Annotated in this window: 8 protein-coding genes; 5 read left to right on the forward strand and 3 right to left on the reverse strand. The window is 63.0% G+C overall.

Annotated elements, in window-relative coordinates:
- Nucleotides 1-279 precede the first annotated feature (279 nt).
- A complete protein-coding gene (locus tag JFN91_RS01510) occupies nucleotides 280-1938 on the forward strand; it encodes a GspE/PulE family protein (protein WP_199387452.1) in 1659 nt (552 codons plus the stop codon).
- Nucleotides 1939-1962: 24 nt separating this feature from the next.
- Nucleotides 1963-3036 (forward strand): type IV pilus twitching motility protein PilT, encoded by a 1074-nt coding sequence (locus JFN91_RS01515; RefSeq protein WP_199387453.1) that lies wholly within the window; start codon nucleotides 1963-1965, stop codon nucleotides 3034-3036.
- A gap of 148 nt (nucleotides 3037-3184) precedes the next feature.
- Here JFN91_RS01515 and JFN91_RS01520 read toward each other — a convergent pair whose 3' ends face one another.
- Complete coding sequence (locus JFN91_RS01520) at nucleotides 3185-4834, reverse strand: methyl-accepting chemotaxis protein (protein ID WP_199387454.1); 1650 nt, start codon at nucleotides 4832-4834, stop codon at nucleotides 3185-3187.
- 366 nt (nucleotides 4835-5200) lie between these two features.
- On the opposite strand from JFN91_RS01520, the gene JFN91_RS01525 reads away from it, so the two are divergent.
- Complete coding sequence (locus JFN91_RS01525; RefSeq protein ID WP_199387455.1) at nucleotides 5201-6370, forward strand: aminotransferase; 1170 nt, start codon at nucleotides 5201-5203, stop codon at nucleotides 6368-6370.
- Between the two features lie 207 nt (nucleotides 6371-6577).
- Here the strand turns inward: JFN91_RS01525 and JFN91_RS01530 are convergent, their stop codons facing one another.
- Complete coding sequence (locus JFN91_RS01530; RefSeq protein WP_199387456.1) at nucleotides 6578-7417, reverse strand: alpha/beta fold hydrolase; 840 nt, start codon at nucleotides 7415-7417, stop codon at nucleotides 6578-6580.
- A 481-nt stretch (nucleotides 7418-7898) separates the two neighbouring features.
- Here JFN91_RS01530 and JFN91_RS01535 point away from each other — a divergent pair, with 481 nt between their 5' ends.
- Complete coding sequence (locus JFN91_RS01535; RefSeq protein ID WP_236014865.1) at nucleotides 7899-8105, forward strand: hypothetical protein; 207 nt, start codon at nucleotides 7899-7901, stop codon at nucleotides 8103-8105.
- Nucleotides 8106-8147: 42 nt separating this feature from the next.
- Nucleotides 8148-12080, forward strand: coding sequence for a multicopper oxidase domain-containing protein (locus JFN91_RS01540; RefSeq protein ID WP_199387458.1), 3933 nt, complete (start codon nucleotides 8148-8150; stop codon nucleotides 12078-12080).
- Nucleotides 12081-12212: 132 nt separating this feature from the next.
- Here the strand turns inward: JFN91_RS01540 and JFN91_RS01545 are convergent, their stop codons facing one another.
- Nucleotides 12213-14636 carry a methyl-accepting chemotaxis protein gene (locus tag JFN91_RS01545; protein WP_199387459.1) on the reverse strand — a complete coding sequence of 808 codons (2424 nt, stop codon included), beginning with the start codon at nucleotides 14634-14636 and terminating at the stop codon, nucleotides 12213-12215.
- Nucleotides 14637-14749: the final 113 nt, after the last annotated feature.

Genomic DNA, 14749 nt, shown 5'->3' on the forward strand with positions numbered 1-14749 from the left:
TTGCAACGCGACTGACAGATAAGCGGGAAGGGATCTGCGTTGAGGTTCTGCTTGGTCGAGGTATCGCATCCGGGGCTTCGTTGCCTTTGGCAGGGCGGCCATTGCCTGGGTCTGCCGTGTCAGGCATTGTCAATTGTCCACTGTCAATTGTCAATCGATTTGTCTGCTCCACTGCCAATTGCTAATTGATTGGTCTGCTCCATTGTCAATTGTCAATCGGGTTGTTTTCGGGTACATTTCCCCTGGCACGGCCATCTGCAGCATCCTGGAGGTTTTGCAATGAACGGGCTTGTCAAGGAAGGGTCCATCGGTGAGGTACTCTTCAAATCCCAGATCATCACCGAGCACGAGTTGAGGGCCGCCCTCGAGGCGCAGAAGGTCTCGGGATGCCGGGTCGGCGAAGCGCTGGTCCGGATGGGGGTGGTCACCCAGGAGGACATCGACTGGGCACTCGCCAACCAGCTGAACATCCCCTACGTACGACTCAAGAAGGAAAACATCGACCCAGCCGCCGTGGAGAAGGTCCCGGGCCAGCTGGCCAGGCGCCATAGCCTGTGCCCGGTGGTGCTCATCGGCAGCGAGCTGTCGGTGGCCATGGCCGACCCGCTCAACAAGGAGGCCATCGCGGAGCTCTCCCGCGTCTCCGGCTGCAACATCAACATCTCGGTCGGCCTGATCCGCGAGATCAGGGATATGCACGAGATCCTGTACGGGCCGGACGTCAGCCACCCGGAGCTGGGCTTCACCTCCGGCCAGTTCAGCGCCAACGTACTCGCCGCGGTCAACGCCGACCTGACCGGTGCCATGCTCCTGAACCACCTGCTGTTGCGCGTGGTGCAGAAGAAGTTCTCCGGGGTCGCCCTGCAGCCCCTGGGAGACCAGGTGCGCGTCGTGGTGCGCAGCGGCCACAAGAGCATCGAACTGGGCACGATCGCCATGACCCACTACCCCCGCCTGATCGAACGTATCCGGCGCCTGTCGGGACTCCCGGCCGAGGGGGAGGGGGCCGCCAGCGGCATCTTGAAGTTCCTGTGGCAGGGGAAGAAGATCCCCTTCCAGGCACTTCTGATGGGCGGCGACGGCGGCGAGTACGTCACGCTGAAGCTGCACACCGTGGCGCCCCGGCTGAACACCATGGACGACCTGGGGCTCACCCAGCGCCAGCGCGACGACCTGAACAGCCTGGCCGCCGCCAGGGACGGCCTGATCCTCTTCGCCGGCCGTTCCCCCGAGGAGCGCAGCCGGCTCATCGACCTGTTTCTAGATTCCTGCGACCATGCCGACCGTAACGTGCTGCTGGTCGGCGAGCGACTCGGGCGCGGCAAGAGCCGTTTCCCCCGCCTGGCCGGCGTCCGTTGCAGTTGCGAGGACAATGCCGCCGTCATCGCTGCGGCCATGGAGCACGACCCGGACATCCTGGTGATCGAGGACGTCACCGACCTGGCCACCTTCGTCGCGGCGAGCAAAGCGGTCATGCGCGGCAAGCTGGTGGTGGCGGGGATGTCGCATGCCACCAAGGGCGAGGTGCTCAAGCAGCTCATCTACCTGATCCAGAAGAACTACCTGATACCCACCCACGTGAAGGGGGTCGTTTCCAGCCGTTGCGCGCTCATGTTGTGCCCCGACTGCAAGGAGCGCTACACCCCCGCGCCCGAGGAACTGGCGGCGCTCAGGCTGGTGCCCGGCGAACGCGCCTATTTCCGCCCGGCCGGCTGCCCCGCCTGCGACCAGACCGGTTACCGCGGCAAAAAGTACCTCCTGGACGTGATCCGGTTCGACAAGGATCTCCTGGAGGCGTTGGAGATGCTCCGCAACAGCGACGAACTGGTTCGTTACCTCAGGGAGAACGGTTTCCGGGGCATTGCGGAGGAGGGGGCTGAGCTCCTGGAACGGGGCGAGATCGCCCCGGGCGAGTACGTCGCCTCAATAATACTGTGACGGATACAGTGACGGAGAGAACACATGGCAAGGATTGATGCGCTGTTCAAGCTGCTAAACGACGCCGGAGCCAGCGATTTGCACCTGTCCGCAGGATCGCCCCCTATTTTCCGGCTTCGCGGCGAGATGGAGCGCCAGAACTTCAAGACTCTGACGCACGAGGAACTGAAGGCGATCCTGTACGAGATACTGACCCCCAAGCAGCGCGAGCAGTTCGAGGAGAAGCATGACCTCGACTTCGCCTACTCGGTCCCGGGGCTGGCCCGTTTCCGCGGCAACTACATGATGCAGCATCGCGGCATCGCGGCGGTGTTCCGCATCATCCCGAGCAAGATCCTGTCCGCCGACGACCTCGGTCTTCCGGAGGGGATCCGGAACATGACCAAGCTCAAGAAGGGGATGGTGCTGGTTACCGGCCCCACCGGGAGCGGCAAGTCGACCACGCTGGCCGCCATGATCGACCTGATCAACAGCACGCGGCGCGAGCACATCCTGACCCTCGAGGACCCGCTGGAGTTCATCCACGAGAACAAGATGTCGCTGTTCAACCAGCGCCAGATCGGCGAGCACTCCGAGAGCTTCGCCAGCGCGCTGAGGGCCGCCCTCAGGGAGGACCCGGACGTCATCCTGGTGGGCGAGATGCGCGACCTGGAGACCATCAGCCTCGCCATGAGCGCCGCCGAGACCGGTCACCTCGTCTTCGGCACCCTGCACACGAGCTCGGCCGCCAAGACCGTGGACCGTATCATTGACGTTTTCCCGAAGGACGCCCAGGAGCAGGTGCGCGCCATCCTCTCCGAGTCGCTCAAGGGGGTCGTCTGCCAGCAGCTTCTAAAGACCGCCGACGGCAAGGGTCGCGCCGCCGCGCAGGAGATCATGGTCTGGAACCCGGCCATCGGCAACCTGATCCGTGAAGGAAAGACCTTCCAGATTCCCTCCATCATGCAGACCGGGAGGAAGGACGGCATGCAGCTCATGGATCAGCACATCCTGGACCTGCTGAAGACCAAGCGCGTGTCGCCCGATGAAGCCTATCGCTGCTGCCAGGACAAGCGGCAGTTCGAGCAGTACCTCACCTCGCCACCGCAGGAGCATTAAGACTGAGGACTTCGGAGAAAACCTAAGGGCTCAACAACAAAACCATTGGCAAGGAGAACTTCTGAGAACATCTGAGAAAGGCTTTCGCTTCTCTCAGATTTCCTCAGATTTTCTCCGTGGCCAATGGTTTTGTTTTGTCTCTCAGGTTTTATAGCCGGAACTGCCGTACCAGCTGCTGCAGCTGCTCGGCGTTGCGGTTCAACTGTTCAGCCGCATCCACCGAATCCTGCGCTCCGCGCGCCGTTTCCTGCACCACCATGGTGATCTGCTGCATGCTGTCGGCGATCTCCTCGTTGGTGGCGCTCTGCTCCTCTGCGGCGACGGCGATCTGCTGCACCTGCAGCGCCACCGTGCTCACCTGCTCCAGGATCTCCCGCAGCGCTCCGCCCGATTCCGACGCCTCCGAGGTCCCTTCCTCCACCTGGCGCACCCCCTGCTCCATCGCCTCGACCGCTTCCCTCGTTTCCCGCTGGATGGCCTTGATCATCGCGCCGGTCTCGTGGGTTGCCTTGGTGGTCCGCTCCGCCAGGGCCCGCACCTCGTCCGCCACGACTGCAAAGCCGCGCCCCTGGTCACCGGCGCGCGCCGCCTCGATGGCGGCATTGAGCGCCAGGAGGTTGGTCTGATCGGCGATGTCCTCGATGGTGCCGATGATGGCGCCGATCTGGTCCGAACGTTGGCCGAGGCTCTCCACGGTACGCGCGCTCTCCTGAACCTTGGCAGCGATCTGCCCCATCACGGAGACGGTTTTCTCGACAACGGCGGCACCGGCCTGGGCCGCTCCCGCGGCGTTGTGCGCCCCTTCTGCCGCGAGCTGCGAGTTGGAGGCGATCTCGCCGGAGGTGGCCGACATCTCCTCGCCGGCGTTGGCCACCGCTCCGGTTTGCGTCGCCACGCGCTCGGCTCCTCCCGCGATCCGCTCCGCCGTGCCGTGCATCTGGGCGGCCGCGGCGGCCACCTGTGCCGCATGGTCCGCGACCTCCCCGATGATACGGCGCAGATTCTGCGCCATGGTCTGCACCGCGGCGGTCAACTCCCCGGTCTCGTCCCGCGACGTCACCGACACCTGGCACCCCAGGTTGCCGCGGGCGATGTCCTGGGCCACCGAGACCAGCTTGGCAAGCGGCTGGGTGATGGAGCGTGCCCCGATATAGCCCAGCATCCAGGCTACGGCGGCAGCGACCAGCGACAAGAGCAGGACGGCTACCTTCAGGCGATGACTGGTAGATACCGCCTGTTCCGTCGTGGTCGTCATCTCCTTTTCCATGTTTTCCACGAACCGGCCCATCTGCTCTTCCGAGTGGTGCGTCGCCGTTTTGTACGCTTCTATCGCCTTGTTGGCATCCTGCGGCGCGGTGATTTCTCCCGCTGTGACGCGTCCGGCTACGGTACGGAAGCCCGCCGCATAGGCATCGATGTCGCGACGGATGTCGGCGAGGCATGCGCGGTCGCGCGCGGCGGTGGGGTAGCCGGGGGCGGAAACGAGCTTTTGCGAGGAATCCACCAACTGGTGCAGCTGCTCCAGCGTGGTGTCCCATTTCTTCCGGTAACCGGCCATCTTGGCGGCGTCGCCCATGTTCAGGAAGAAGTCCTTCTCGTAGCGCCGCATCATGTTGACGCGGGCCAAGGCAAGCTGAGAGTTGTCCTGGAGCGCGCCGCGGTTGCCGACGAGATCGTTCAGGTGGTACTGCATCCTGCTCATGCCCCAGTAGCTCGCCGCACCGATCAGCACGATGAACAAAAGCACGGTGTTGAACAGAATGAAAAGGCGAGTGCCTATCTTCAGGTTGGCTAGCATCAAAAACCTCCGTGGCGATTTTCCGCGGTAACTCGGGAGGTTACCCGCGTGGTGAGGCTTATCGCCAGCTTTAGTTCGAACTTTACCTTCCTGGTTGGGTTTTAACATTATTTGTTGTTTACACGTCTACATACCCAAAACCATTGGCCACGGAGAACGTCTGAGAACATCTGAGAAAAACAAAGAGACAACAGCTTTTTGGCGTAAAACCAAAGTCTTGCTTTTCGCTTCTCTCGGATTTCCTCAGATTTTCTCCGTGGCCAATGGTTTTAAGGTGTTGTGTGTTGAAAAGTATTGCCGCCTTCGGTGAAGAGTTGTATTAAGAGGCGTGCGGCAGAGCCGCCTTGCTCATGAAGGGGGGAGAGGATGAAGTTTCCCGTTTCGGAACTGATAGAGAAGGTCCACCCGCCGCCGATCTCGGAGGTGAAGGGGTGGCTGGCGGCCGCGAACCCGAAGCTGGCACTGATCGACCTGTGCCAGGCGATCCCGGATTACCCGCCCCCGCCCGAGCTGATCGACCACCTAGAACAGGTGATGCGCGACCCGCTCACCTCGCGTTACAGCATCGACGAGGGGCTCCCCGAGGTACGTGAGTCGGTCTGCCGCGGCTACCGGCGCCTCTACGACGCCTGCATAGATCCTTCCCAGATCTGCCTCACCATCGGCGCCAGTCAGGCCTTGTGGCTCGCCATGGTGACCCTGTGCCGTGCGGGGGACGAGGTCATCGTGCAGTTGCCCGCCTACTTCGACCATCCCATGGCGCTCGCCGTCCTCGGCATCCGCTGCGTGTTCGCCCCTTTCGACGAGACCAGCGGCGGTCTCCCCGACCCCGCTGTCATCGCCGGTCTCATTACGGACAAGACGCGCGCCATCCTCCTGGTCACCCCCAGTAACCCCACCGGCGCCGTCACCCCGCCCGAGACCATCAAGGAGCTTCACGAGTTGGCCCGGCGCCGCAACGTGGCGCTGGTGCTGGACGAGACCTACAACAGTTTCATCACCGGCGGCGTCCGCCCCCACGACCTGTTCCGGGATCCTGACTGGGGGGACCACTTCGTCCACATCGCCTCCTTCGGCAAGACCTTCGCGCTCACCGGTTACCGTGCCGGGATGCTCGCGGCATCGAGCCGGTTCATCGAGCACGCACTGAAGGCCCAGGACACCATGGCGGTGTGCCAGCCCCGGGTCACCCAGCATGCGGTGCAGTACGGCTTCGAGCATCTTACGGAGTGGGTGGCGCAGAACCGGGTCATGATGGAGCGGCGCCACGAGGTGTTCCGGGCCGAGATGGGGAAGCCGGGCAACCCGTTCCGGCTGGTGGCGAGCGGTCCCTTCTTCGGCTGGGTGGCGCATCCCTGTGCGGGTAAGAGCGGGCGTGCCGTGGCAAAGCGGTTGGTCGAGGAATCGGGGATGCTGCTGCTCCCGGGCGAGGTGTTCGGGCCGGGGTTGGAGGGGTATCTGAGGCTCGCCTTCGGGAACATCAAGGAGGAAGTCATCCCCGAGGCCGTGCAGAGGTTCAGGGAGTTCAAAAGCTGAAACCCAAACCATTGGCCACGGAGAAAAATCTGAGAACTTCGGAGAAAACCTTTAAACGGAAAAAACAAAACCATTGGCAAGGAGTAAATCTGAGGACGTCTGAGAATACCTTTTTGAAGGTTCAACACCCAAAAGCTTTTTGCTTTTACGGGGCCTCAGATTTCCTCAGACTTTCTCCGTGGCCAATGGTTATGTTTTTCCGTGGTTTTAAAGCGCTTCCTGCAGGAAATCGATCAACCCGTCGTTGACTTCTTCGGCGTGGGTCCAGTTGAGGCCGTGCGGGGCGCCGGCGACGACAATGAGACGGCTGCCCTCGACCGCCTCATGGGTGCGGCTCCCGGAGGCGGCGAAGGGGACGATGCGGTCGTCATCGCCATGCATGACCAGGGTGGGGATCTTGATGCTCAGCAGGTCGTCACGGAAATCGGTAAGCCAGGAGTGCACGCAGGACAGCGTCGCGATGGGCGAGGCCATGGCCGCGATGTCCCAGCTAAGCCTCAGCACCTCTTCACTCACCTTCTTCCCCCCGAACGCATGCACGTTGTAGAAGTTGGCCAGGAAGCTGGTCAAAAAGGAGAGCCGGTCGCTCCTGATTCCCTGCCTGATTCCCTGGAAGATGTCCCCATCCAGCCCGGCCGGGTTATCCGGCCTCTTCAGCAGAAACGGCGTCACCGCCGCCATGAACACCGCTTTCCTGATCCGCTCGCTGCCGTAGCGCCCCAGGTAGCGCGCCACCTCACCCCCTCCCATAGAAAACCCGACCAGCACCGCGTCGCGCAGGTCAAGCGCGTTCAAAAGCGCGTTGAGATCGGCCGCCAGCGTGTCGTAGTCGTAGCCGGTCGAGGGCCTGCCCGACTGGCCGAAGCCGCGCCGGTCGTAGGTCACCACACGATACCCTGCCTCCAGCAACGCGGGCACCTGGCGCTCCCATGACCTGCCGCTCAGCGGCCAGCCATGGATCAGCACCACCGGCTGCCCCTCGCCCAAGTCCTCGTAATAGAGATCGATATTGCAGGAATTCTCCTTCCCTACGGTGATGTAGCTCATCGATACCTCCTCACTTTCCGCACCCTCCCGGGTGGTAGCCAGCGGTTATCCAGCCGACGAATCCGGCGCAAGTTGTTCAGATACAACATTTCCTGGACAAGTCAAACCCGCCACAGGGAACCTCCGCTGCCATGACAGGCGGTCGGTGGCATCACGCCAAGTTACCTGCAATGGAAGGGTGCAAAAAAGCATCAACTTGTATGTAAACGTATACGGCGCCCATCGATCTATGACTGGCGCGGATTTGCGTCCATCTCACCTCCTGCCGCACCTCCAACTCGCGACAGCCGTCACTGTTTAAGGCTGCGCCGCCCTTGGCTGTAACTGCCTGATTATTCGAAGGAAACATTTTTTGTGATTTGTGGCACGGTCCCTGTAATTACTTGGGCATTGGTTCGACCAAAACGGACTGAACCTGTGATCGAAAACGGTGACATGACAACTACAGGGCGTAAAGGAGGAAACGGTTATGAGGCGATTAATGACGATGACAGCGGGGCTGATACTGACCCTGGCGTTGGCGGTAGCCGCAAATGCTGCTCCGGCCGGAAAGGGATCGGCACCAAAGACAGGCAAGGGCATCCAGAATGCCAAGAAGGTGGCGCAAGCCAAGATGGAACGAAGCAAGAAGATGCAGGATTTGGAAAAGAAAGGGCACACAAAGAGACAACAGGCGATGAAGAAGTAAGCCAACAAAGAAACGACCTTGATATGTAAAAAGGAGGAAGTTATGGACAGGCTGAAAACAACATTGGTGGCGTGCCTGGCAACGCTGGTGATCACGCTGTGGGGACTGGCTCCACCATCCGCACAGGCCATCGACGAAACGAAAGTCCCTCATTATTTCGGACCGGCTCCCAACTGGGCGCTGAGCCCGCTGCCGACGGTCGACCCGGTTACCGGTGCGGCTTCCGGCGGCATCAAGAAGTTCGTCAACCGCTTGCCGGGTTTAGGCGAAGCCAACGCCAACGACCTGGGCCAGTACCTCCCGGTGGCGGTTGCCGACACCACCACCTATCCTGATGCCGATTACTACGAGATCGGGGTGGTGCAGTACCGCCAGAAGATGCACTCCGACCTGCCACCGACCCTGCTGCGCGGTTACGTTCAGCTTTCCACCACGGTGGTCCCCGGCCAGCAGGTGCCCCTCTCCAACGCCATGGTCGATGGCAGCACGGTATCCATCGCCGGCTACACCGGCGTAACACCGCCCAACTACCTCGGACCCGTCATCGTGGCCCAGAAAGACCGTCCGGTCAGGATCCTGTTCCGCAACCTGCTGCCGAAGGACGCAGGCGGCGACCTGTTCCTCCCGGTCGACGCAACCATGATGGGTTCCGGCATGGGGCCGATGTCGATGGTTTCCCCCACCGACTCCGGTGCGGTCACCGACGCGGTGCGTAACCCGATGTGCACCGCCAACCCCAAATCCGACATGTGCTTCAAGGACAACAGGGCGACCCTGCACCTGCACGGCGGCGTGACCCCGTGGATCAGCGACGGTACCCCGCACCAGTGGATCACCCCGAAGGACGAGATGACCCCCTGGCCCGCCGGGGTGAGCGTCAAGAACGTGCCCGACATGCCCGACCCGGGCCCGGGTGCCATGACCTTCTTCTACACCAACCAGCAGAGCGCGCGTCTCATGTTCTACCACGACCACGCCTGGGGCATCACCCGTCTCAACGTCTATGCCGGCGAGGCTGCCGGCTACCTGATCCAGGACCAGGCCGAGCAGGCGCTGATCAGCAAGGGGCTCATCCCCGGGCCGGACAGCACCATCCCGCTCATCGTCCAGGACCGCACCTTCGTGCCGCAGGGCGACAAGGTTGCCCGTACCGGCCAGCTCTACGACCAGGATCCGACCTGGGATGCCGACCGTTGGGGCGGCTTCGGCAACCTCTGGTATCACCACGTCTACATGCCGGCGCAAAACCCGGGCGACCCGAGCGGCATGAGCGCCTTCGGCCGCTGGATGTACGGCCCCTGGTTCTGGCCCCCGGCCAAACCGGTGTACCCGCCGATTGCGAACCCGCGCTACAACATGGACCCGGCAACCGCCTTCACCACGCCGCTTCCCGTACCGTGCAATCTGAACGATCCGACCACATGGCAGTACCAGACCGACCCGTTCTGCGAGCCTGAGTTGATTCCGGGCACCCCGAACATCTCGGTGGGCATGGAGCAGTTCAACGACACGCCGGTGGTAAACGGCACCGTCTACCCGTACACCACGGTCGATCCCAAGGCATACCGCCTGCGCATCCTGAACGCCGCCAACGACCGCTTCTTCAACCTGCACATGTACGTTGCCGACGCCAACACCGCCAGCAGCTCCCTCAACGCCGAAGGCAACCCGATCGGCGGCACCGAGGTGGCCTTCAAGGCGGCCGAACTGGCAGCAGCACAGCTTGATCCGAACGTCTTCCCGACTCCGGACACCACCCTCTCCCCGAAAGGGCCGGACTGGATCCAGATCGGCAGCGAGGGCGGCTTCCTCCCGGCGCCGGCGGTGATCCCGCCGCAGCCCATCACCTGGATCACCGATCCCACCCGCTTCGACGTGGGTAACGTGGACCAGCACTCCCTGGCACTGGCACCGGCCGAGAGGGCGGACGTGATCGTCGACTTCTCCAAGTACGCCGGCCAGACGCTGATCCTCTACAACGACGCCCCGGCGGCCTACCCGGCCCGCGTGGCGAGCTACGACTACTACACCGGCTCCCCCGACCTCTCTCCGGTCGGCGCCCCCGGCGTAATCCCGGGCTACGGCCCCAACACCAGGACCGTGATGCAGATCAGGGTCAACCCGCTGCCCGACCCGACCGTGACCCCGGCACCCTTCGACCTTGCTTCGCTGCAGGCAGCGTTCGCGCACCAGGCCGACGGCTCCGGCGTGTTCGAATCGGGTCAGCACCCGATCATCGTGGGTCAGGCCGCCTACAACTCGGCCTACGGCACCAACTTCCCGGCCGCCAGCTGGTGCAACGCACCGGGCAGCACCAAGCAGTCCTGCGACGGCTTCGCCCGCATCTCCGACCAGGGCGGCGACCTGTTCGGCTTCAACACGCTGGCCTCGCCGACCACCAAGTTCCAGATCCCGCTGCAGCCCAAAGCGCTGCATGACGAGATGAACGCAGTTGCCTTCGACGAGTTCGGCAGGATGACCGCCAACATCGGCGTAGAAGCGGTTCCGGCCGCCCCGGGCGCACAGAACGTGATCCTGTACCCGTACGTCAACCCGGCCACCGAGCTGATCAACGGCACCAACCTGCCCAAGGGTGACCTGAACATCACCCCGATCTCGACCCAGGACGGCACCCAGATCTGGAAAATCACCCATAACGGCGTGGATACCCACCCGATCCACTTCCACCTCTACGACGTGCAGGTGATCAACCGCGTGACCTGGGACAACATCATCATCCCGCCGGATGCCAACGAACTCGGCTGGAAAGACACCGTGCGCATCAGCCCCCTGGAAGATACCATCGTCGCCCTGAGGCCGATCGTACCGACGCTGCCGTTCGAAATCCCGAACAGCATCAGGATGCTCAACCCGATGATGCCGGCCGGCTCCACCGCGATGTTCGAGCCCACCGACGTCTCCGGCAACCCGACCAATCCGATCATCAACCAGCTGGTTAACTTCGGGTGGGAATACGTATGGCATTGCCACATCCTGAGCCACGAAGAGATGGACATGATGCGTCCGGTCTCCCTGGCGCTGCCGCCTAAAGCTGCCGACGGCCTCGCCTTCACCACCTCCGGCAACGGCAACAAGGCGCGGCTCACCCTGACCTGGAACGACAACTCCATCAGCGAGACCTCGTTCGTGGTCAAGAAAACCACCGACGGCACCACCTGGACCACCGTGGGCACCATCGCCTCTCCGCTGGACCAGGCCAACACCACCGGACCGAAGACCTTGCAGGATCCGGCCATCTACAACCCGAACGTGGTGACCGAGTACCAGGTACTGGCACTGAACACCGTCGGCTACGGCGGCCAGATGCCGAGCATGACCGTGCAATCGGCCTCCGCGCCGCTCTTCACCGGTAGCGCCCCGGTCGATCCGACCAACATGACCGCTACACTGGCAGCCGGGCCGAAGGTAACCATCACCTTCACCGACAACGCGACCACCGAGACCGGCTTCGTACTGGAGCGCTCCGTGAACGGCGGCGCCTTCACCCTGCTGGCCAAGCTTCCGGCACGCAGCAACACCGGCAACGTGACCTACACCGACAACCTGACCCTGTCGGCAGCCGACGCTACCTACACCTACCGCGTCGCCGCCGTGAACGTCGCCGGCCTCTCCGGGTACGCCGTTTCCCCGACCATCCTGCTCCCGGCACAGCCGGCCGCACCGGGGAACTTCACCGCCACCAACGGCGCCAACAGCGGCAACAGCAGGAGCGTGGTCCTTGCTTGGCAGGATCTTTCCAGCAACGAAACCGGCTTCACCATCCAGAGAGCCACCGACTCGGCTTTCACCAAGAACCTGAACAGCGTCACCGTCAATGCCGGGGTGACCACCCTGACCCAGACCGGGCTTTCCCGCAACACCAAGTACTGGTACCGGATCAGGTCCAATAACGGCGCCATCGTTTCCTCCGGATGGGTGAACGCTACGCCGTTCCCCATCACCACCAACCCGTAGCATCAGTCGTCCTTGCCTGGGGAGGAGGTGCTGGTCCTCCTCCCCGGGGATTTTTTCCCCAACCAGCAGCAATGCAAAAGGCCCCCTGGCAGAAGCAAGGGGGCCTTCGCTTTGTCCTCAGTTTGGTCGAGGTCAGACCCGGAACCACTCCACCATCCCTTTCAGTTCTGAGGCCAGGCTGGAAAGCCCGGCTGACGATTCGCGGATCCCGCTGCATGCCACGCGCAGTTCCCGGGTGAGCCCGGCGATCTCGCCCACGTTCTGGCCGACCTCACTGCTGGTCGCCGACTGCTCCTCGGTCGCGACCGCGATGCGCCGAACCATCTCGTGCACCTGTTCCACGTAGGTGGCCATCCGGTCTATGGCCTCCTCGGTGCCCTGGACCCGGTTCATGATGGTGCCGACCGAGGTGCGTTCCTCGCTCATCTTGCGTACCGAACGGTTGACGCTGTCCTGCATCGCCTTTACGGTGTGGTCGATCTCGGCGGTGGCCGCCGCGGTGCGCTCGGCAAGTTCCCTGACGTTGTCGGCCACCACCGCAAAGCCCCTGCCTTGCTCTCCGGCACGTGCCGCCTCGATGGCGGCGTTGAGCGCGAGGAGGTTGGTCTGGTCGGCGATGTCCCGGATCAGGACCCCGATCTCGCAGATCTGCGCCGACTGCCCGCTCAACTGTTCCACCATTCCCGCGGTTTCCGAAAAGGTCTGCGCAAAGCGCTGCAACTGCTCGGTGGTCTGCTGCATCGCCTGTTTCCCGGCGAGCGCGATCTCCATCATCGTGTCGGCGGCGCCGGCGGTGCTCGAGGCATTCTGGGCCATGTCGACGGTGGTGGCGGTCATCTGTGACATCGAGAGCGCCGATTCCTCGACCCGGCGCGCCTGGCGTGCGGCCCCGTCTTCGAGGACGCCGGCCGTGGCGGCCATCTGTTCTGAGCTGCTGGCGAGGGTGGAGGTGGCGTCACCGATCTTCCCCACCACGCTCCTGAGACTGGTCAGCATGCGCGCCATGGCCAGCTGAACCCGCCCTATCTCGTCCTTGCCGCCTGCGGCGATGCTGACCGCAAGGTTGCCTTCCGCCGCCTGTTCCGCCAGGGCGGTCAGCTGCTGGATGGGACGGGAGACGCTCCGGAAGATCCACATGCCCACGAGGTTCCCCAACAGCCCGGTACAGACGGCGATGACCAGGATCAGGGACATGCTGAAGCGAATGGTCCGGTTCACGGTCCCGATCGCCTGTTCCTGCCCCTCCTGTGCGGTGGAGACGGTTTTTTTCCCTTTCTCGGCCTGCTTGGCCACCACCTCCCGCAACCGGGCCGAGTCCCGTTGCGCCTTCTCCTGGAGCTGCATCTTCTGATGCAGCTTGACCAGGATGCCGTTCTGCGCGAACACGGTATCGCGGATGCCGGCCAGGGAAGCGGCCACGCCACCCAGGATGCGCAGCTCGCCTTGCGCCCCGGCTGCCTTAAGCTGTGCGGCTACCGATTGTTGGACCTGCCCCAGGCGCGCGTAGCGCCGATCGAATTCAGCGGCAACCGCGTCGAGCTCGGCGGGGGTGACGGCGAAAAAGAGACGGCCAGACAGCCCTTCGAGCGACTTGCCCAGGGAGACCAGTTCCGTGTTGATGGAGAGGACGTCGACCGCGGCGTTGGCACGCGACAGGTAGCCCGGAAGCTTGCCCGATATCTTGCCCACCTGCAATTGTGCCTTGTCCACCTCGTCCTCAATCTCGTCATCCACCTCGCTCAGCGCGTCTAGCGCCTCCTTGAGTTGTGCTTCTCCCCGGCGCGGGTCACCTCCTTCGGCAAGGGTCTTGGTGAGCAGCTCCGCCTTGGCGGTGAACACGGCGAACTGGCCGCCGATCCGCTTGTTGTGCCGGATGTTGCTGTTTTGCTGCACCTTTTTCAGTGTGCTCGCGTACTGGTTGACGATCTGCTTCTTCTCCGGGGCCCGCTGCATGTCGTAGAGGAGGAACCTCAGCTCCTTCAGGGACACCTTGAGCGTTTCGATACTGGCGATGTTCTTGGACGTTTTGTCGGCCTCGTCGTTGGCGGCGGCATAGGCGGACGAGCTGGAGCGCTGCAGCACCCTCACCTTCCCTTCCAGGTCCTGGAGCCGTGCGCTCGCCTCCTGCCCTTTTTGCAGGATCAGCGTGTGCGCCTGGGCCGATTCCCGCTCCGAAGCCAGCCGTGCGGACATGGTGGCATACAGTTCCTGGGCGATGCTGCCGAATTCCGCAGACGCTTCCAGCTTCTCGCCGGAAACCGACTCCAGTTTCTCCTGGGCGCCGCGTACCTCGGCCAGCGATTTTTCCGCCTCTTTCCTGGCCGCGGCGAGGTCCGCCTCGTTGTGGGCGGCGGCCACCTTGACCAGGTCCGCCGTGGCCCCCTGCAGGGCGCGCTGGAATTCCATCGTGCGCAGCTGGAAGGGGGTGCTTTTCTCGGTGAGGTACGAGAGTTTGCCCCTGATGGAGCTCATGCTGAGAAAGCTCGCGACTGAGACTGCGGCGACAGCCAGCAGCACGATGGCGGCGTTCAGGATCAACTTCGACTTGATGGTCATGGCAAGGCTTCCTCCGCGGGTGACAATCTCTCGCCTGTTGCGGCCATTATTGTCCCGTAGTTAATACGGCTTTTCGGCGGGAGCGCAGGATTTCTTAAGAAAGGATCATCGAT

The sequence above is a fragment of the Geomonas anaerohicana genome, from assembly GCF_016458305.1.
Taxonomy (GTDB): Bacteria; Desulfobacterota; Desulfuromonadia; order Geobacterales; family Geobacteraceae; genus Geomonas; species Geomonas anaerohicana.